The 18948-nt window shown below is 43.7% G+C and carries 18 protein-coding genes; 7 read left to right on the forward strand and 11 right to left on the reverse strand.

What is annotated here, in order from left to right:
• Positions 1 to 4: 4 nt before the first annotated feature.
• The 9 genes from A3L04_RS07765 to amrS form a co-directional block, all read right to left on the reverse strand.
• A complete protein-coding gene (locus A3L04_RS07765; RefSeq protein WP_088859122.1) occupies positions 5 to 1951 on the reverse strand; it encodes a beta-CASP ribonuclease aCPSF1 in 1947 nt (648 codons plus the stop codon).
• Positions 1952 to 1963: 12 nt separating this feature from the next.
• Entirely contained in the window at positions 1964 to 2587 is a 624-nt protein-coding gene (gene psmB, locus A3L04_RS07770; RefSeq protein WP_068578502.1) for an archaeal proteasome endopeptidase complex subunit beta, read from the reverse strand.
• Positions 2588 to 2663: 76 nt separating this feature from the next.
• The gene (gene trmY, locus A3L04_RS07775) at positions 2664 to 3272 is read right to left on the reverse strand and encodes a tRNA (pseudouridine(54)-N(1))-methyltransferase TrmY (protein ID WP_068578504.1); all 609 of its coding nucleotides are present in this window, start codon (positions 3270 to 3272) and stop codon (positions 2664 to 2666) included.
• A gap of 4 nt (positions 3273 to 3276) precedes the next feature.
• Positions 3277 to 4173 carry a hypothetical protein gene (locus A3L04_RS11480; protein WP_068578506.1) on the reverse strand — a complete coding sequence of 299 codons (897 nt, stop codon included), beginning with the start codon at positions 4171 to 4173 and terminating at the stop codon, positions 3277 to 3279.
• Between the two features lie 66 nt (positions 4174 to 4239).
• Complete coding sequence (locus A3L04_RS07785; protein ID WP_068578508.1) at positions 4240 to 5034, reverse strand: FKBP-type peptidyl-prolyl cis-trans isomerase; 795 nt, start codon at positions 5032 to 5034, stop codon at positions 4240 to 4242.
• 55 nt (positions 5035 to 5089) lie between these two features.
• A complete protein-coding gene (locus tag A3L04_RS07790; protein ID WP_068578510.1) occupies positions 5090 to 5863 on the reverse strand; it encodes a hypothetical protein in 774 nt (257 codons plus the stop codon).
• Positions 5864 to 5905: 42 nt separating this feature from the next.
• Entirely contained in the window at positions 5906 to 7759 is a 1854-nt protein-coding gene (locus tag A3L04_RS07795) for an S-layer protein (protein ID WP_068578511.1), read from the reverse strand.
• Between the two features lie 187 nt (positions 7760 to 7946).
• Complete coding sequence (locus tag A3L04_RS07800; protein WP_068578513.1) at positions 7947 to 8747, reverse strand: hypothetical protein; 801 nt, start codon at positions 8745 to 8747, stop codon at positions 7947 to 7949.
• Position 8748: 1 nt separating this feature from the next.
• Positions 8749 to 9795, reverse strand: coding sequence for an AmmeMemoRadiSam system radical SAM enzyme (amrS, locus tag A3L04_RS07805; protein WP_068579612.1), 1047 nt, complete (start codon positions 9793 to 9795; stop codon positions 8749 to 8751).
• A 67-nt stretch (positions 9796 to 9862) separates the two neighbouring features.
• On the opposite strand from amrS, the gene A3L04_RS07810 reads away from it, so the two are divergent.
• Genes A3L04_RS07810 through A3L04_RS07820 form a run of 3 tightly spaced genes read left to right on the forward strand, consistent with a single transcriptional unit; the run spans position 9863 to position 12317 of the window.
• Entirely contained in the window at positions 9863 to 10780 is a 918-nt protein-coding gene (locus A3L04_RS07810) for a 2-dehydropantoate 2-reductase (RefSeq protein ID WP_068578515.1), read from the forward strand.
• Positions 10758 to 11396, forward strand: coding sequence for a TIGR00153 family protein (locus A3L04_RS07815; protein WP_068578517.1), 639 nt, complete (start codon positions 10758 to 10760; stop codon positions 11394 to 11396). The genes A3L04_RS07810 and A3L04_RS07815 overlap by 23 nt, the downstream gene beginning before the upstream one ends.
• Positions 11397 to 11402: 6 nt before the next feature.
• Positions 11403 to 12317: a D-2-hydroxyacid dehydrogenase gene (locus A3L04_RS07820; protein ID WP_068578519.1), complete on the forward strand. Its 915-nt coding sequence runs from the start codon at positions 11403 to 11405 to the stop codon at positions 12315 to 12317.
• Here A3L04_RS07820 and A3L04_RS07825 read toward each other — a convergent pair.
• A complete protein-coding gene (locus A3L04_RS07825) occupies positions 12306 to 14204 on the reverse strand; it encodes a 1,4-alpha-glucan branching protein (protein WP_068578520.1) in 1899 nt (632 codons plus the stop codon). The two genes, A3L04_RS07820 and A3L04_RS07825, sit on opposite strands and share 12 nt — an antisense overlap.
• Before the next feature lie 181 nt (positions 14205 to 14385).
• Between A3L04_RS07825 and rqcH the strand changes: the two genes are divergently transcribed.
• From rqcH to A3L04_RS07840, 3 genes are all read left to right on the forward strand, one after another.
• Entirely contained in the window at positions 14386 to 16326 is a 1941-nt protein-coding gene (gene rqcH / locus A3L04_RS07830) for a ribosome rescue protein RqcH (protein ID WP_068578522.1), read from the forward strand.
• Positions 16323 to 16766, forward strand: a complete 444-nt coding sequence (locus A3L04_RS07835; RefSeq protein ID WP_068578524.1) for a hypothetical protein — start codon at positions 16323 to 16325, stop codon at positions 16764 to 16766. The genes rqcH and A3L04_RS07835 overlap by 4 nt, the downstream gene beginning before the upstream one ends.
• A gap of 135 nt (positions 16767 to 16901) precedes the next feature.
• Positions 16902 to 17666 carry a hypothetical protein gene (locus A3L04_RS07840; RefSeq protein WP_157895693.1) on the forward strand — a complete coding sequence of 255 codons (765 nt, stop codon included), beginning with the start codon at positions 16902 to 16904 and terminating at the stop codon, positions 17664 to 17666.
• On the opposite strand, the gene A3L04_RS07845 is transcribed toward A3L04_RS07840, so the two are convergent.
• Positions 17635 to 18468: an SPL family radical SAM protein gene (locus tag A3L04_RS07845; RefSeq protein ID WP_068578528.1), complete on the reverse strand. Its 834-nt coding sequence runs from the start codon at positions 18466 to 18468 to the stop codon at positions 17635 to 17637. The two genes, A3L04_RS07840 and A3L04_RS07845, sit on opposite strands and share 32 nt — an antisense overlap.
• Before the next feature lie 64 nt (positions 18469 to 18532).
• Between A3L04_RS07845 and A3L04_RS07850 the strand changes: the two genes are divergently transcribed.
• Entirely contained in the window at positions 18533 to 18943 is a 411-nt protein-coding gene (locus A3L04_RS07850; protein ID WP_068578531.1) for an OsmC family protein, read from the forward strand.
• Positions 18944 to 18948: the final 5 nt, after the last annotated feature.

Genomic DNA, 18948 nt, shown 5'->3' on the forward strand with positions numbered 1-18948 from the left:
ACGGTCACCTCAGCCTTATAGTGTCAAGATTGTTTGGAGCCCTCGTAGAGAGGCCGAACTTCTTGTGTATGCTTGTCGCAAGATCTAGACACTTCTGTGGCTCTCCGTGTACAGTTATGACTCTCTCTGGCCTTGGTCTGACCTTTGCAACATAGTTCATTAACTCTCTCCTATCGGCATGACCTGAAAAGCCATCTATCGTGTGAACCTCCATGTTCACCTTTATGACCTCAGTTCTGCCTTCCTCACCTATCATGGGTATTTCCCTTGCTCCATTTTGAACCTGTCTACCCAACGTTCCCTCAGCCTGGTAGCTCACAAAGATTATGGCATTCTTAGGATCTGGGGCCAGTTGCTTGAAGCACTCAACGCTTGGCCCTCCAACCAGCATACCCGAAGAGGCTATTATTATAGCGGGCTCCTTGCTGTCTATTATGTCTTGCCTCTCCCTGGAATTAGCTACCGGATGGAAGATCTCGCTTAGGAACGGATTGTAGCCCTCCTTGAATATCTGCTCTCTGAGCCTCCTGCTTAGGTACTCTGGATAAGCAGTGTGAATGGCAGTAGCCTCCCAGATCATGCCATCTAAGTAAATTGGAACATCAATTCCACCTATCCTTGCGTACTCCTCGAGAACCATCATAACTTCCTGGGCCCTTCCCACGGCCATTGCTGGAATTAATACTTTTCCTCCTCTCTTTATTGTTTGATGGATAACCTCTATAAGCCTTTTCTCAGCCTCTTCTCTTGGCATCTGAATGTCATTGCTTCCACCATACGTTGACTCCATAATTAGGGTTTCAAGCCTAGGGAATTTTGCATTTGCCGGCTCCAGGAGCCTAGTGGGTATGAACTTAAAGTCTCCTGTAACTGCTATATTATGAAGGCCGTTTCCTATGTGAAGATGAACTATTGCAGAACCAAGAATATGACCAGCGTTGTGAAGCGTCAACCTGATATCTGGGGAGATATCTCTAACCTCTCCATAATCTAATGTTATAGTATGCTTAATGACTTCTTTGATATCCCTAGTTCTGTAAAGAGGTTCTTGGCCGTTACTCTGCTGTATCTCAATGAAGTCTTTCTGAAGGAGAACCATCAAGTCTCTAGTTGGAGGAGTTGTGTATATCGGCCCATCGAACAGATTATACCTAAACAAATAAGGGAGCATTCCGCTGTGATCAAGGTGAGCGTGAGTTATTATTATCGCATCTAGGAGACCCTCTTTAAGGACGTATTGGAACTCTGGAGCGTCGAAGTGGGGGAATGCCTTGTAGGGGTCATTCATAGTAGCAACGTTAACACCAAAGTCTACGAGAACAAAACTCTCATCAGTTTGAACCAAGAGAGCACTCCTACCAACTTCCCTAAACCCACCAAGGCCGGTAATTCTAATCCATCTGCTCTTATACTCGGGCTTCCTGTAAATGTTCCTCCCAACCTGTCTTAGGAACTTCCTCCTGTCTTTGCTCTCGGTCTGAAGGATCTGCCTTATGGAATATATAGTCTGACTTTGGAGGGGAGGCGTTCTAACAACCCTAGGAGCCCACCTAACCTTTTGGGTTATCATTCTAAGGGTCTCGCCGTTTTTTCCTATAACCAGACCGGGCTTCTTCGCCTCAATAAGAACCTCCCCAACGGAGGGATCGAAAGAGATGTTAGTTATCTCAGCCTCCTTAGGGACAATCTCATATATCATTTTCTCAGCTTCTTCAGGAGGAAGCAACACGTCAGGATCGGGCCTTATGCTTATTCTTTTCTTAAGAACCTTAGCTAAATCCTTAATAAGCTCGCCATTTTTCATTATTGCTTCAGGGTTTTTAACGTAAATAACTAGTTCAGGACCTTCAAATTCTATCTCGGTAATCTTGGCTTCCCTGGGAACCATTTGATTCACTATTGCCCTAATATCCTTGAGTATCTGATCAACTTGGGTTTCCCTCTTGATCAAAATACCACCCCCTCACTGCCTTAGAAAAGCCTTGAGCTCTGAATTTGAGAGCTCCTTGTAGCCTTCTTTGGTTATCGTGACCACGAGTATTCCGTCCCCAGAGAAAACATCTCTCTTTATAGCTGAGTTTATTGCCTTAACAGCCAACTTAACACCCTCTTTTACTCCCATATCATCTCTATACTCGGAATCTAAAACTGAATAAGCAAACTCCATACCACTACCAGCAGCAACATACCTATCCTCCGTGACACCACCAGCCATGTCAACCGAGAAAACCCTGGGCTTGTCATCATATCCCCCAACTAAAAACCACACAAAGTATGGGAAGTATTTGGTTCCGTTTAGTATGTTTGCAAGCAATGTCGCTAGGGCCTTGACGCTCATTGGTTTACCAACATTTGCCCTATACAATCTAGCCTCAGCCCTCAGCAACCTTACTAGGTTTAGTATGTCACCAACGTTTCCCGCTCCTGCTATCGCTAAGTGCTCATCTATCTTGTGTATCTTCGTAACGTTCCTAGCGTACACCATGTTACCAAAGCTCGCCCTCATGTCCGCTGCTAGCACCACACCATCCTTACAAACAATGCCCACGGTTGTTGTACCTTTAAGCTTCTCAGTCAAGTGCAACACCCCTTGATGTAGCTGTCCCAGAATAGAAAGAAGACTCCTGAATTTGGATGACACTAAATCTTTATAAAACTTTCGACTATGGGATCCCAAGTCTATCGAGGTAAATATTCACAAAGGATATAACGTGGGAAGTTAGGTATGCCTTCGGCCCTATGCTAATTCTCTGGGCAAACCCTTCTAAAAAAGATAAATCCTCTCTACTCAGTCCTATATGATCTCCTAAGACGAACGCAACGTTGTCTCTGGGGAACTTCGTGCTGAACAAGTCCTCTCCCCCCTCTTCTAGAACATACAAATTAAACCTAGTATTCTTCCTTATAACATCCTCAAACGTCATTCTACTGACGAATACCCCGGGGAAAACCTCTACTTCCTGGGAAGGGCCTCTAATCCCTCCACTGGCTTTAAGAGCTTTCCCTATCAATTTTGCCGTTGAAAGCTCGTCAGGATTCAGAATCTTAGGTTTTATCCTAGAGCCCTCAAATCTTATAGTCTTTGGTGGATCAGGAGGGCCAAGGAAAGTAACGTACACTCGAACATTTTTCCTAAAAGAGTGGGATAAGTGAAAGGCGGCATTCAAAGACCTGCATATGAGATCTATCCTCCCGCTTGTCCCAGGAAGATCCTTCAAGCTGAAGTCAAAGTCTGTATGAGCTTCGTTTGCCTTAATTATGAACACCCTCATGTTTTCACACCAGTAGATTTATTTGAGCCCTGCTGACCCTATCGGAAACTTCAACTCTCCCCTCCCTAAACAATATCCCCAGCTCAAGGGGCCTCTCAGGCCTAGACCTTCTCCTGATTATAATCCCAACTTCATCTTCAACTCTATCGATGTTCATCCTAGATAAGTTGAAGTATAATAGCTGAAGGAAGTTTCTATAGTCATGCATCTCCTCTAAGAACTCCCTATGCTCTGGGGGAAGTTTTGGATAAACGTGTTTCATGAAGAATTCATAGAAATGACCAAATGTATCGAGGGATACAGCAAAAAGCAACCTATAGAAGGCAGCATTTTTAGCATGGAATAGCGAGTCTAAGATAAAGGTTGCCCTTCCAAATATCCGAGAAAGCTGAGATAATGGAATGTTATAAGGTTCTAGCTCAAGAGTTGAACCAATCATCTTCAGCTTAACGAACCTATCCCCTTCAAATTTTAAATACACTTCATCCCCAAGGGAATAAATCTTCCTTGGAGGCTCCCTCATTGCAGGAATTAAATTTGATAGAAGAGAGTACACCCTTCTTAAATTTGCTTTATTTCCAACTAAAAGGCACTCAACACCTCTAATAGATGTTCTCTCAACGAAGTCAGTATCCAAGTGAAAGTCGAATATTCTCTTCCACGCTGGCATGTTTGCATTCGTAATAATTGAGAGATCTATTGGAGAGACAAGAACTTCTTTATCAATACCACCAAGTCTTTTCCTCAATCTTAGCAGGGGATGAAAGTTCCTCGGATAGAGTGGAGAAACAGGAACTGTTGATAACTCCCTAAATGCCAATATAACCTCTCCAGCCTTTCTTATCTCCCTTTCAGGAAGTCTCAAGGCAAGATCCTGGAGCAGTCTCTCAAGTCTCGTCATGATTAAACATCAAAGGTGTCATGTTTAAGAGAGTTACGATAAAAATAGTAGGGGAAATAACAAAAGTCACTCTTCATGGTCACTTGAGCTGGTATTTTCAACATTCTCGTTCTCTTCTTTAGGAGATTCTTCAATATTTTCCTCACTAGTCTGCTCTTTGGGCTTAAGAAGCTCCTCTACAGTAGGCTTGAACTCGACTTTCTCATATCCTATGAACTTTATATCGCTTTCAAGCAAAATTTCCCCCAAGATAAGGGTCTTTGGATCAATATTAACCTTCGTGAAGTCTATCTTTACATCTTTCTCCCCAACTTCAATCATGACATTATCTTTGTCAACCATGGGTAGCCTAAGTTCTATCAGAGCCTTAATTTTCTCTATTGGATCCTCTATCTTTTCAACTATCTCAACCTCGTAAACAAGTGTCTTTCCTGCTAGGGGGTGGTTAAAGTCTACTCTAACCCTTCCACCACTTACAGTTAACACCCTACCCTTTAGTTTTCTTCCATCTTCAGTAGTTACCTCCACCTCCAAGCCTGGGAACGGAACTATGCCTTGCCTTCTGAATTGGCCAAGTGTAAATACTTTGATTAGTTTGGGATCCCTTAGACCAAACCCCTCCTCAGGTGGGACTTCTATCGTGTACTTCTTCCCCACCTCAAGCCCAACAAGCCTCTTGTCGAGTCCTGATATCACATGACCAGCACCAACAGCAATTGGAACCGGTCCATAGATCCCTTTGGGGTTGTAAATTCCGGCCTCTTTAGCAATGTCCTCATAAGTTGTGTCAAAAATTTCTCCGGTCTCCTTAACCTTGCCAGTATAGTGTAGCCTTATAACATCTCCTCTTTCTACCTTCATGACAGCTCCCCTATCCGGCTATTAGGGATTAGCTTTTAAGCTTTCCCGAGAATCCTCACGATGGCATTGTTATATTGAGGAGTCTCTCAATCAGAACAACTTCAGCTCTAAGCGCGGCATCCGTTTTGCCCTTCAAAATTATTAAACCAGGCCTTATAATAAGAATTTCATTAGAATCGGCACCCTCAGCGGGACCCATAAGAACAACGCAGAGGTTATCCTTATTGCCAACCATTCCAAGGCCTATTTCAGCCTTCGTAAGGAAGCTTAGATAACGGATGCTTTTTCTTTTCATAGTCTGCTCAAAAGCATACTTTTTGGCGGATTCATTATCTAAACCTTTTTTCAGGGCTTCCCAATAGTAATACCTCTTAAAGAGCATAGATGTTACCACAGTAATCTCAGAAACTGCGAGTGTCCTCTCTTCACAGCTTCCAGTAAATAAATTGGGATCTGAAGAGCATACCCTAACTTCAGGAGATCCAACAACTATCGTGAATTTATCATACTTCGCTAGCATTGTCATATTTAGATCCACTTCAGGAACTCCAGTAATATAACCTTTAATTGATATCAAATAACCTTTTGATCCAGCAGGAGGCTTCCATCCTTTTACCGTTAAATTGACATACTCAGGTAGAGTCAATACAAGAAATTTCGGGCCAACATCCTTTAGAGGAGGAAGTTGAATAACAACATACTTGCCCACTGGTACTTGTTTTTTTGGATTTATCGTACTGTCAAATTTTGCATACCCATACAGGAGATATCCTAATGCACCGCTAAAGATAACTAGCAACACAAGAACAGCCAGAATACTTTTTTTCAACTCTGAACCTCCAATAATAATTTAGAAAAGGGATGAAGGAAATCAGAGCTCTTCTGAGATGTACTTGAGTAGTGCCTCTGCGGCAGCCCTGGTTCCTTCCCTGTCAGCACCGGCAACTAGGACAACACCGTAGCCACCGATCTTGCTACACTCTGGCTTGTAGATGACAACACCCTCCTTAAGTGTCTCGTTGGCTGCCCACTCCTCGTAGGTCTCTGGGACTCCAAGGGCATCTGCAAGGGCAGCAGTTACCTTGTTGACGACTGGACCACCGACAAGGATGAGGTTGCTCTTGACGTTTTCGAGACCCTGCTCCATGATCTCAGTGTCAAGGACTGTTATTGGCTCAGTAAGCTTGCTTGGTATGTAGGTCTCCTCTGGGCTGAGCTTGACATCGACGCTATCAACTACGTAGCCAGTGTCATCAATCTCATCGCCTTTTGAAACTTCTGCAACGTCATACTGCTTCTCTGCAGGCTCGACGTACACGTATGCAGTTAGAGTTGCATACTCAGTTCCATCGCTAGCCTCCTTCTTCTTGATATCTGCCTTGTAGTCAACTACATACTGGTCAAAGAGCTTGACTGTGTCACCTGAAAGGACATCCTCGTTCTCAAGTGCAAACCACTTGATTGCAGGTCCATCAGCAGTATCAGTAACGTTGAACACTGCCTTCCATCCGGTGAGACCAGGCATGTCATCTCCGCTCTCAAGGACCTTAAGGTTAGTCCATACCTTGATCTTCACTGACTGAGTTCCAGCGACACCTACGAAGGTGTCAAGGAGCACAATTCTAATTCCTCCGTCGAAGAATACCTTCGGCTCATCCTTGTAGAGAGTGTCAGTTATCTCTTCACCGCTTGGGCTCGTTATCTTGACTAATGCCTTCTCTCTCTGAGTGTCAATGTCGAGGATTGTGACCTTATATCCGTCAAAGCTCTCAGTGTCTCCCCTCTCATAGAACTTCTCTTCATACTCGGTACCGTAGGTGAAACAGTTACCACAGCTCTGGTTGGTAATAAGGTTCTTTCCAACTGCTAGGATTGAGAATGTCTGTCCAAACAGCTTGAGAGTGTCACCAGCGTATGTACCGTTCTTGATAATTTCCCTTCCAGTAATCGTATAACCGCTGTAGTCTGAGTAGTACTTTCCTAGGGTTGCATCAGTAAGGTACAGGTTGGTTATAAGATTGTCAGTTGGTGTTGTGGTCTCCTTGGTTATTGGGTCTGTCTCGGGTGAACCCTGGAGGGTGTAGTTGTAGATTACTAATGAAACGTTTGCAACGACACTTGTTATGTTGACCTTGAAGTCCTTGAACTCATCAACCTGGTCAATGTCAGAGGAAGCAAGATTATCTAGTGTGATGTTTGTGAGTGTGAGGTTTGCATCAAGGTCATAGCCTCCGAGAGCACCAATGTCGCTAAGCTTTATGCTAACTGGGGTGGTGTAGGTACCACCGTCCCAAGCTGAGGTAGTATAGTTAACGTTGAAGTATGGGTTACCATTGCTGTCATATGAACCGTTCCACCAAGCATCTACAGTCTTTGGATTTGCATCAGCTTCCATTGCAGGCTGGCTTGCACCGTAGTTGTCGAAGACGGGGATCTTAGCAACTGGCTCAGTGATGTCCTTCTTAACAACAACGCTAACGTCCTCAACCTTTACATCCTTCTCTGTGTAGAGTAAGCTTCCGATAGCAGCCGCAATGTCAGCGGCGCTCACAACATCCATGGCAGCTCCTTCGCTACCAACGACGATCTTAACGTTTGGCTGACCGTCCTTAACGAAGAACTCCTTTGGAATCTCGGGAACCTGAGGCTGAGCTGATGCAAAGCCAAGGGTTGCACCAGCTACTGCGGCACCAACCGCAAGTGCCGCGATCTTCTTAACCTTCATTTCCCAACACCTCCTAAAGTTGTAGTATCTGCCCTAAGTGGGCTCACTTAAATCCTGTCCATGTAAGGTATAAATACTTTTCGGTTCCAGACCCTTTCTTATGATTAAAAAAGCTCGCTAATTGCCGTAATAAATAATAGGAGCTTCTTTCCATGTCTACAGCCATTTCGGTGTTTGCCGATAATATCTACTTATCAATTGCCAAGAAGGGCCTATGGATTAATTCATTGACCATTGTGGCTAATTCTGATAAGGAATTTTGTAGCTCATTTGGGGTTATCTCAATCAACTCGGGTTCAACAATAACAATGCCAATTGGAGCGTATTTCGCTGTTAATATAAAGAGAGACTCTAGGCTTGAAAGTAGCTCAAAGGCTATTAGCAGCTTTACTCTCCTGTTACCCTTGTATTCCCTCTCCTCCACTAATTTGGACGCAAATTTGTTAATATATACACCTTCCAATGAGAGGGCCTTCTTCATGTTCCTCTCAACTTCTTTCTTATCACTTCCAAATGCCTCTATAACGAACCTATACCTAATAAACCCACTATCAATTATCAGCTTTTCAATCTCTTCTTCGCTATAACCAACCTTTGGTTCCGGAACTGTACTTAAATCAGGATAAGCGGCAAGAGTTCCAAAATTTTCCATAAGCTTGCCCATAACGGCTGATACCCTAGCTAGAATTTCTACAAGCTTTTCCGCCTCTATCTCTTCCCCCTTGAGATCCTCAAGCTCAACAATACTCGGTCCGTACTTCAGGATAACATCAACTATGTCAGCAAGATGACCATGAATCTTGGCTTCAAGAACGGCCGAATACTTAAACTTAGGATCTTCGGTCTCTATTACATCTTCCTTTTTAATCGACAATACCTTAATTTTCTCCTGTTTTAGCTTTTCTTCAATTTCAGAAATCGCAGTTTCTACGGCTTTCTTATCGTTTCCCAAAGCCTCAATATAAAAAATGCATGTTAATTCAACCATATTACCACCACATTCCTCTATATTTCTTCCTTTTATAATATCCCACTACAGGAATCCTTTCTCCACAGTATTTGCATCTCCCATCCTGTATCTCATACCGTAGGATCTCGAAACCCCACCTTTCTATCAGCAATCTTCCACACCTTGGACAGTAGGTGTTCTCGCCCTTGTGTCCGGGCACATTTCCTAGGTACACAAACTTCAACCCTTCCTCTTTAGCTATCTTATAAGCTTTTTCCAAAGTTTCGATCGGAGTTGGAGGTAGGTTGAGAAGTTTGTAGTGAGGGAAGAACCTAGAGAAGTGAACTGGAGTATCATTACCTAGGCTACTAACGACCCATCTGACGAAAGCCCTAATTTCCTCCTCCCTGTCGTTTAATGTGGGAATTATGAGGTAAGTAAGCTCAACGTGTATTCCGAATTCTTTCTTAGCAATTTCAGCTGTCCTTCTGCTGGGTTCTCCGCTGGGCACGCTAGCTATCTTCATGTAGAACTCGTCATTGAAGGCCTTTATGTCTATGTTCATGGCATCTATGTAGGGGGCAAGCTCCCTGAAGGGTTCCTCGTTGATGTAGCCGTTGGTTACTAATACATTATATAGGCCTTCCCTCTTGGCGAGCTTCGCGGTATCGAGGACGAATTCGTACCATATAGTTGGCTCGTTGTAAGTGTAGGCTATGCTCTCGCACTCATAGTGTTTTGCAAGTTTAACGATTGCCTCGGGGGTAGCATCTTGCAAGTAGGGAAAAGTTTCATCGGCCTGACTAATTTCCCAGTTCTGGCAGTGCTTACAGTGCATGTTACACCCTACGGTTCCTATAGAAAATGCGCATGATCCTGGCCAGAAGTGGAATAGGGGCTTCTTCTCTATTGGATCGAGAGCTATGGATGAGACTTTACCATAATTCAGAGTGTATAGTCTCCCCCCAATATTCACCCTAACCTTACATGAGCCTCTCTTTCCCTCACTAATTATGCAATTTAGGGGGCAAAGTTTGCACCTAACTCTCCCATCCCCCAGGGGTTCCCAGTATTTTGCCTCCTTCATGACCATGGTATGTTGGTGGTGCACCTTTTAAACCTCATCCCCCCTAAACTTAACTTTGGGGTTGAAGTTGAAGATATACGTGCTCGGGGCAGGAGCTATAGGATCGCTCTTTGGTGGTCTTTTGGCAGAGGCTGGAGAGGATGTTATACTTATTGGAAGAGAGCCACATGTAGGTGCAATAAAGAAAAAAGGATTGATTATTAGAGGCATAGTCGACACGACTGTTCACGTTGAGGCAATGACCTCGGTGCCAAGAGACAGGCCCGATCTTATTATACTTTCAACGAAGGCATATTCAACTGAAGAGGCCCTTAAGTCCGCGGGTGAGATCGTGAAGGGAACGTGGGTTTTGAGTATTCAAAACGGTATTGGGAACGAAGAAAGAATAATTAAGTTTGGAGGTAGAGCAATAGGAGGAATAACGACAAATGGGGTTGTCATGAGCGAGCCGGGAATCATTGAGTGGAGGGGAAAGGGAGTAACAGTTATTGGACTATATCCCCAGGGTCACGATCCGTTTGTAGAAGAAGTGGCCAATACTTTGGAGAGGGCAGGACTCGAAACTCATGTCACTGAGAACGTTCAGGGATGGATATGGTCAAAGGCCATAGTTAACTCCGCAATAAACACTATAGGGACAATTTTAGAAATAAAAAATGAAATAATTATGACTAATGACTACCTCTTGTCGATAGCTATGGAAGTCGTAAAAGAGGGCTGTAAAATAGCATTACAGAACGGGATTGAGTTTGAGGTACCTCCCATGGAGTTGCTCTTTCAAACGTTAGAACAGACAAAAGAAAACTACAACTCAATGCTACAAGATATATGGAGGGGAAAGCAAACAGAAATTGATTATATTAATGGTAAGATAGTAGAGTACGCTAAAGCTGTTAATTTAGATGCTCCTATGAATACATTGTTATGGGCCCTCGTAAAAGCTAAAGAGGAGCTGAAAGGGAATGTTTGGAGAAAAAGAAAGTGATGTATTTACAAAAATTAGAAAGCACCTTGAGGCCGTTGAAGATACCTTAAAAAGCTTTAGAGAGATGTTCGAAGAGTACATTAATGGAAACATTGAGAAGTCCGAAGAAATCCTCAAAAAAGTTGAAAAGAATGAGGGAAAGGCAGACGATCTAAGAAGAGAAATAGAGCTAATGCTGTATGCAGGAGCCTTTATCCCGGCTAATAGGGGAGACTATATAAGGCTAAGTGAGCTAGTGGACAATATTGCTGATGCTGCAGAAAGTGCTGCCCATACTCTAATTTTCGCCAGACCAAATGTTCCAGAGGATCTAAAGGATGAGCTAGTAAAACTGGTAGAGGAATCCCTAAAGACCTTTGAATACTTAAAGCTTTCAGTTCTCGCACTAGAAAGTGACGTAGATGAAGCATTAAGACTTGCAAAAGAAACAGAAGTACAAGAAGAAAGCGCTGATAAAGTGGAATATGCTGTTTTGAGGAGAATTTTCTCATGCCAAAATATTTCAACATACGCAAAGCTTATCTGGAATCAAGTGGTCACCAAGATCGGGGACATTGCGGATAGAGCGGAGGATGCATCAGACCATATAATGCTGATGGCAGTTAAAAGGAGGTGATATAACATGAAGGTGCTCGTAGCAGCTCCCCTACACGAAAGGGCGCTCCAAGTTTTAAAGGAGGCTGGACTTGAGGTCGTCTACGAGGAGTATCCAGATGAAGAGAGGTTGCTAGAGCTCGTTAAGGATGTTGAGGCCATAATAGTCAGGAGCAAGCCAAAGGTGACAAGGAAGGTTATAGAGAATGCTCCAAAGCTCAAAGTCATTGCAAGGGCTGGAGTTGGTCTAGACAATATTGATGTCGAGGCTGCGAAGGAGAGAGGAATAGAGGTTGTGAATGCTCCTGGGGCCAGTTCGAGAAGTGTCGCTGAGCTCGCCTTTGGTCTAATATTCGCCGTTGCAAGGAAAATAGCCTACGCAGATAGAAAAATGAGAGAGGGAGTGTGGGCGAAGAAGGAGTGCATGGGAATTGAGCTCGAAGGTAAAACAATAGGAGTCGTGGGATTTGGAAGAATTGGATATCAGGTTGCAAAGATAGCTAGGGCCTTTGGAATGAACGTCCTATTGTATGACCCATACCCCAACGAGGAAAGGGCAAAGGAAGTCGGAGGAAAGTTTGTCGATCTTGAGACCCTACTTAAGGAGAGCGACATTGTAACGCTCCACGTCCCACTACTGGATTCAACTTACCACCTGATAAACGAGGAAAGATTAAAGCTTATGAAGAAGAACGCGATACTCATAAACGCCGCGAGGGGAGCAGTCGTTGATACGAACGCGTTAGTTAAAGCACTACAAGAGGGATGGATAGCGGGAGCTGGACTGGACGTTTACGAGGAGGAACCATTGCCCAAGGATCATCCTCTAACGAAGCTCGACAATGTTGTCCTAACACCACACATAGGGGCTTCAACTTATGAAGCACAGGAAAGGGCAGGAGTAGAGGTAGCAGAAAAAGTAGTAAAGATATTAAAGGGCTGACTTCATTCTTCTAAATATCTTTTTTAGCCTGCTCCTTGGTATCCCGGTTTTCTTTGCTAGATCCTCTATCCTCCATTTGGAAAGCTCTCTTAGTGAATTTATCCCTGCTTTCTTGAGCCTTTCCACAGTTTTAGGACCGACGCCTTTTATCGATAACAAGAATTTCTCAAAGTTCACGGTGTCCTCACTCTGACCGCTCACGAACTTTCCCTCATCCTTCTCTCCAGTCTCCGGTGGTATCTCCGGAGGCTCTATGTATTTTGGAACCTCCGGAGGAGCTTCGCTGATGTAAGGACCAAGCACAATTGGAGTGAAGACTTTATCTGTGTCCTCAACCTCTTCAAGTAGTTCCATCTCTTCGAACGTTCCGCTCTCAACGTATTCTTCTAGAGCGTTCGCGAGCCTGTGGAAGATGTGAGCGTGCTCTAAAAGTCTTCTCTTTCCGTACTCCTTAGCTTGGCCAGTAGTTATAAGGAACTGCCAGTCGCTTGCCTCTATGAGTAGCAACTCCCTGCCCAGCTGATCGAGAACCCTATCTGCTAGATCGTCCCTTCCCAGATATCTACTGACAAGTGATACCATCCTCCTCTCAGCTAGGTGTATTATCGGCCATGTCCACTCTACTTCTGGGTTCCACCATGTATAGTGCGTCCCAAACATTCCCCAGGATCCCTCTGGAAGTTCTATTTCATACTTCTCACCAGAATATGAATCCAAGAAATTGCTTATTGTTGTTGTCTTTATTCCATTCTCCTGGGCTAATTCCAAAACCCTGGTGAGCCACTTGACGCCTTCAAACCACCAGTGGCCAAATAGCTCTGTATCATAGGGTGCTACCACTATTCCTTTCTCTCCCTCTCTCTTTTCGAACTCTTCTAGCAGAGAACTAACGAGGGAAATAAAGTGCTTTGCATGCTCTTCAACTCTCTCCAAGGCTTTTTCCGGCTCATAGGGCTCCTTTGCTCCAAGGTCTTTTGTTCCAGTAACCCTCCAGTACTGCCCTCCGCTCTTCTCAGCTTTCTTATGAAACTCCCTATACCAGAAGTCCCCAGGATACCCAATATCGGCGCTCCATACCTGAATTCCCGTCTCCCTATTTCTTGCAAACACCGCAACCCCATTCTTAAGGAAGTAAGGTCTTAAGGTGGACTTCTTTGTCTTTGCTGGGAGGATCTTTCCATATTTTGATGTCGCAGGCCCTTCATCGACAAGATGGCTCTCGACAAAGAAGTATTCTATACCGTACTTCTTCAAGAAGTGCTCTATTCCTTTCCTCCACCTCACCTCACCATCACTGGGACTTCTCCAGAAGCCATCTGGCCTATAGGCACACTCTGGTAGCCAAATTCCTCTCGGCCTTCTTCCGAAGTATTTCTCATATGTCTTAATGCCATTAAGTATCTGAGCCTCTATCGCTTCGTCTCTATCGAGGAGGGGGAGGTAACCATGGGTTGCAGCTGAGGTAATCACCTCAACGTAACCAGCGTCCTGAAGCTCTCTAAATTTGCCCAGGATGTCCCCATTTATGGACTTCCAGTAAGAGTAGACCCTCTCAAAATAACCAATCATGTAGGAGATTGCCTCTTTGATCTTAACATCCTCAAACTTTTCAAGATCCTTGGCCATGGCCCTTAGCTTCCTCTCCATGTACTTCTCAAACTCCCTCTTTACGTATTCGTCATTAAGTTGCTCCATGAGAACCGGTGTGAAACTTATGACAAGTTCGAATTTCACACCTTTTTCCTTTAGCTTTTCGAGCTCCATGAGAAGGGGCAGATAACTCTCTGAGATTGCCTCAAATAGCCATTCCTCTCCAAAGGGCCACTTACCGTGCTTCCTAACGTAGGGAATATGAGTGTGTAAAACAAATGTTAAATATCCTTTCATGGCCTTTCCCCTAATGGAAAGTTCTTGGAGTAGTATTTAACGATTTCGCAAATTTCCTGTCTTTATTTCCAAAAAAATGATTTATCTACATAAAACACCATGATTTATGGGAGAGAGTGAGTTTTACAAAATCCCGGGAATTTATAAAAAAATTGACACACAGTCAAATGGGGGGAGGAATTTGAAGGAAAGCATGACGAGTGTCGACGTTAAGTACGTCATTGAGGAGCTTAAAGATATCGTTGGAAGTAGAGTCGATAAAGTTTATCATGAGGGTAGCGAGGTAAGAATTAAGCTCCACAAAGCTGGAGAGGGGAGGATAGATCTCCTAATTGAGGCCGGGAGGCGGATACACGTAACCACATATGTAAAGGAAAACTTACAACCTACGGCATTCGCAATGCTCCTCAGAAAACATCTCTCAGGAAAGTTCCTCACAAACATAGAGCAGAGGGAATTCGACAGAATCGTTGTGTTGCACTTTGGTGAATATAAGCTAATTGCTGAGCTCTTTGGAAAGGGAAATATCGTGCTCGTAAACAATGACTGGGAGATCATTGGAGCTTTGAGGTACGAGGAGTTCAAGGATAGAAGCATCAAGCCAAAAGTGAAGTACAAGTTCCCCCCAACACGTGAGAATCCATTAAAGGTAAGCTTCGAGAAATTTGTAGAGCTAATAAAGGGGGAAGATACTGAAATAGTCAGAGCCTTGGCGAGAAAGCTCAGCATCGGTGGGCTGTACTCTGAAGAGACCCTTCTAAGGGCAGGAATTGAGAAGACGAAGAAAGTGGGCGAGCTTAAAGATGAAGAGCTAAAGAAGATATACGAAACCATGCTTAGTGTTCTTAATTCCGAGAAGAGGCCTAACATAGTATTCAAAGATGGAGAGATGGTAGACGTCGTGCCAATCGACTTGATCTGGTACTCGGACTATGAGAAGAAGTTCTATGAAAGCTTTAGCAGGGCGTTGGATGAATACTTTGGCAGACTAACAATAGAGAAAGCCAAAAGAGAAAGAACAAAGGCGCTTGAGGAAAAGAAAAAAGCGCTGGAAATTTCTTTAAGGAGGATAGAGGAGCAGATTAAAGGGTTTGAGAAGGAGGCTAGTGAAAATCAGGAGAGAGGGGATCTTTTATACGCAAATTACACCTTAGTCAAAGAAGTTCTTGAAGGCATTAGAAATGGAATTAAAAAACTGGGAGTCAATGAAGTCAAGAGGAGAGTTGAGGAAGCCAAAAAGAAGGGTTACCCTTGGGCTAGGAGTATAGTGGAGATTGCCGAGGATTCCCTAACGCTGATTTTAGATGGGAAAAAGATAAAGCTCGACATCAACAAGTCGCTCGAGGAAAATGCAGAGCTATTCTACGAGAAAGCTAAGAGAGCAAGACAGAAACTAGAGGGAGCGAAGAAGGCTTATGAGGAAACAAGGAGGAAGATAGAAAACATAGAAAAAGAAATCGCAGAGGAAGAAGAGAAGATCTCAGTAAAGAAGCTTGAAAAAAGGAAGAAGAAGTGGTTTGAGAAGTTTAGGTGGTTCATAAGTAGCGAGGGATTTCTGGTCATTGGAGGAAAGGACTCAACCACGAATGAAATAGTGGTGAAGAAATACATGGATGAAAATGACCTCTATTGTCATGCAGACATCTGGGGAGCGCCTCATATCGTGATAAAGAACGGACAGAAAGCCGGAGAGAGGACAATCTTTGAAGCGTGTCAGTTCGCGGTCTCTATGAGCAGAGCGTGGAGTGAAGGTCTAGCCAGCGGTGATGCCTACTGGGTTTATCCAAATCAGGTTAGCAAGCAAGCACCGGCGGGAGAGTACCTTCCAAAGGGCGCGTTCATGGTCTATGGAAAGAGAAACTGGCTACACGGAATACCCCTCAAGTTGGCCGTTGGGATAATTAACTACGAAGGGGAGAACTTAGTTATGTGCGGACCCGTAGATGCCGTAAAGGCGCACACAGACAAATACATAGTTATAAGGCCCGGCGATACTAAAAAGAGCGAACTAGTAAAGAAGATAAAAAAGATATTTGAAAAATGGGGATATAAGGTTCCCGAAGAGGACATTATGGCGGTTCTTCCTCCCGGTGAGGGGGACATCGTGGAGGTGGTTGAATGAAGTTAATGAAGCTTTATTCTCTTGCACAGGAGCTGGCTAGAGATCTAGTGTTTGAGGTAGATGACGAAGTTGTCACGCTCTCAATAAAAGGTGTGTTAATAGCAAACGTCCTATCGAAATCCTACAACTTTTCCTTTTTTGAAGTCTCGGAGGATGAGTTCATACTTGCCCTTCAAGCCTCGGGCTATGTGATATACCTGGGAATCGAAAGTGATGCAGAGCTGAGTGAAGATGCATACCCGTCAATAGTTCAGATTTTAATATCAGAGTTAATGCCTCATGTAAACGCCCTAATAAGGGAGGCTGAGAAGATAAAATACAGGGGAAGCGATGTGCTACTCGATGACAACATGTCTCCCACACTGAAGGAAGCCATGTATGACATTCTCATTAAGCATAGAAAAGGAAAGATGCCTTATGAGCAGTTTGAGGTTGCTTAGATATTTTCCAAGATGTATTGAAAAAATTCTAAATATTTAGAAATTACTTTAAGTTTTTTTCAATTACTTGTGGATATAACATTATTTTGTTAGAAATTTTACAAAACACTTAAATATGTTCTGAGCGTATAGTTAATGGTGAGAGAAAGCATGATAATCTATGAGGGACCGAGAGACTATGAGTTCGCTGTCATACCTCATGCGAAGAGATTAGTTGAAGCCCTTGAGACGCTCGGAATGAAGATCAGAGAGTTTTCAATCCAAGGCAGGATATTAACACTAAATGGATACTTTGTACTGCACCTACAAGGGGAGTTGATAATAGAAAGGGCAGGTTTAATGTTCAAGACCCTCCCACAAGTGCTGGTAGAGCTAATTGAAGATATGGAGGAGAACATAAAGAAAGAACTGAAGCCCCTAGGAATGTTCGTCTACTTAAGGCCTTCAGACATAAAAATAACGTATGAAGAAAAGCCAAAAGCTAACGAAAGCCTTGTCATTGACTGTCCAGAAGAAATAAAGAAAGAGTGCGAGAGATTTGGAAAAGGCGTTTTAATAGATCTGAGGGATAAAGGAATTGCAATAGACACGTTGGTAATTTCCTCCTATGTCGTTGGAAGAACTCTGAAAGTTCGGGTAACGGTTGTTCCAAATGGAGAAACAGAAGGAATCGAGGAAGTTGTTAAGAAAAAGATCGCATACCTTGAAAGGACAATTAAGGGATACAACATTTCACTAGAGAAAGTCGAAGTCATAACTCCAAAGATAAAGCCAGTTCTCGGCTTTGTCCTTATAAGAAAGAGGTCAATAGAAAGAGAGGCTGATGAAATAGTTCAGAACGAGGAAGTCAAATCAGTTCTAGCTAAAATCAGGGAACCAAGTGAGAACCATCGCAAGTAGGGTAGGAGTAATAGCCTTCCCTGCAGGATCCGAAGGTTATGCCCCTCTTTTCTATGAGCTTCCTTGCCTTTTGAAGTATGGCAAACCTTAGATCCCTCTTTAGGTAATAGTATCCTTCGTACTTCTCAGTATACAGGGGCTCAAGCCTCTTCATAAGATCAGGAAACTTGGCACGCATCCTGGCCTTAATGTCGGGCCTGAGCTTCAAGGTCGAAACCGTTATATGGCTGACGAAATCTAAAGCCTTCAGGGTATCCTCAAAGTCATCCCACGTGTAGAAAGGTATTATTGGATCAATTCTGGCATAAACGGGAATTCCGGCTTTTTTAGCTTTTTTAAGAGCTCTTATTCTGTTCCTAGGGGGAGGAGCGTTAGGCTCAAGCAATTCTGCTTTATCCTCATCAACGGTTGTAACCGTAATTCCAACGGCACACCTCAACTCGCTCAATATGTCAATGTCCCTCTCAAATATATCGGATTTCGTCAAGAGCAGGCATCTGACGTTGTACCTCTTTAAAAGCTCAAGAACCCTCCTGGTTATCCCAAGCTCACGCTCTATTGTAGGGTAAGGATCGGAAGAGTACGACATGGCTATGATAAACCTCTTGTCAAACTTCCTTAATTCCCTCTCCAGTGAGGGAAGGAGGTTGTCTTTGGTTCTAACTTTGAAGGCCTTAGGTATATAACCCGTTATATAGCAGTACACGCACGCGTGATCACAGCCCGTGTAAGGGTTTAGCGTGTACTTGAAGGGGCACGTACAGAGCTTCGATTTCCACGGGTCGAATGGCCTTATGTACATCACTTGGAGTGTTGTTTGGCAAAGAGATAAAAGGATTACGAGAAAACTGAAACGGGTGAAAGTAATGTCAGATGTTGTGAAAGGAAAAGTGAAGTGGGTTGAGGGAGAGCAGTTCATCGGCAGGATAGAAGGAGATCAGTGTTCGGTGATCCTGGGAGAGGGTGGAATAAGTCCAATGAAACTGCTCCTCCTGAGCGTCGCTGGGTGTACAGCATTTGACGTCGTTATGATACTAAAGAAGATGAGGGAACCAATCAAAGGGCTCGAGATAGAAATTGAAGGAACAAGAAGAGACGAGTACCCCAGGATATACAAGGAGGTCACGATACACTACAGAATATATGGTAACGTCGATGAGAAGAAAGCTAGGAGAGCAATAGAGCTCAGTCAAGAGAAGTACTGCTCAGCATCAGCCCATATAAAGCTGAGCGGGGCAAAAGTTAACTATACCCTTGAGATAATCCCCGAATCTTAATTTAA

The sequence above is a fragment of the Thermococcus chitonophagus genome, assembly GCF_002214605.1.
In the GTDB taxonomy this organism is placed as follows: Archaea; Methanobacteriota_B; Thermococci; order Thermococcales; family Thermococcaceae; genus Pyrococcus; species Pyrococcus chitonophagus.

Coding starts and splice junctions, on each gene's coding strand:
- trmY (WP_068578504.1), bottom strand. CDS start 3,272: ATGAGGGTGTTCATAATTAAGGCAAACGAAGCTCATACAGACTTTGAC.
- A3L04_RS11480 (WP_068578506.1), bottom strand. CDS start 4,173: ATGACGAGACTTGAGAGACTGCTCCAGGATCTTGCCTTGAGACTTCCT.
- A3L04_RS07785 (WP_068578508.1), bottom strand. CDS start 5,034: ATGAAGGTAGAAAGAGGAGATGTTATAAGGCTACACTATACTGGCAAG.
- A3L04_RS07795 (WP_068578511.1), bottom strand. CDS start 7,759: ATGAAGGTTAAGAAGATCGCGGCACTTGCGGTTGGTGCCGCAGTAGCT.
- A3L04_RS07800 (WP_068578513.1), bottom strand. CDS start 8,747: ATGGTTGAATTAACATGCATTTTTTATATTGAGGCTTTGGGAAACGAT.
- amrS (WP_068579612.1), bottom strand. CDS start 9,795: ATGAAGGAGGCAAAATACTGGGAACCCCTGGGGGATGGGAGAGTTAGG.
- A3L04_RS07815 (WP_068578517.1), top strand. CDS start 10,758: ATGTTTGGAGAAAAAGAAAGTGATGTATTTACAAAAATTAGAAAGCAC.
- A3L04_RS07820 (WP_068578519.1), top strand. CDS start 11,403: ATGAAGGTGCTCGTAGCAGCTCCCCTACACGAAAGGGCGCTCCAAGTT.
- A3L04_RS07825 (WP_068578520.1), bottom strand. CDS start 14,204: ATGAAAGGATATTTAACATTTGTTTTACACACTCATATTCCCTACGTT.
- A3L04_RS07835 (WP_068578524.1), top strand. CDS start 16,323: ATGAAGTTAATGAAGCTTTATTCTCTTGCACAGGAGCTGGCTAGAGAT.
- A3L04_RS07840 (WP_157895693.1), top strand. CDS start 16,902: ATGGTGAGAGAAAGCATGATAATCTATGAGGGACCGAGAGACTATGAG.
- A3L04_RS07845 (WP_068578528.1), bottom strand. CDS start 18,468: ATGTACATAAGGCCATTCGACCCGTGGAAATCGAAGCTCTGTACGTGC.
- A3L04_RS07850 (WP_068578531.1), top strand. CDS start 18,533: ATGTCAGATGTTGTGAAAGGAAAAGTGAAGTGGGTTGAGGGAGAGCAG.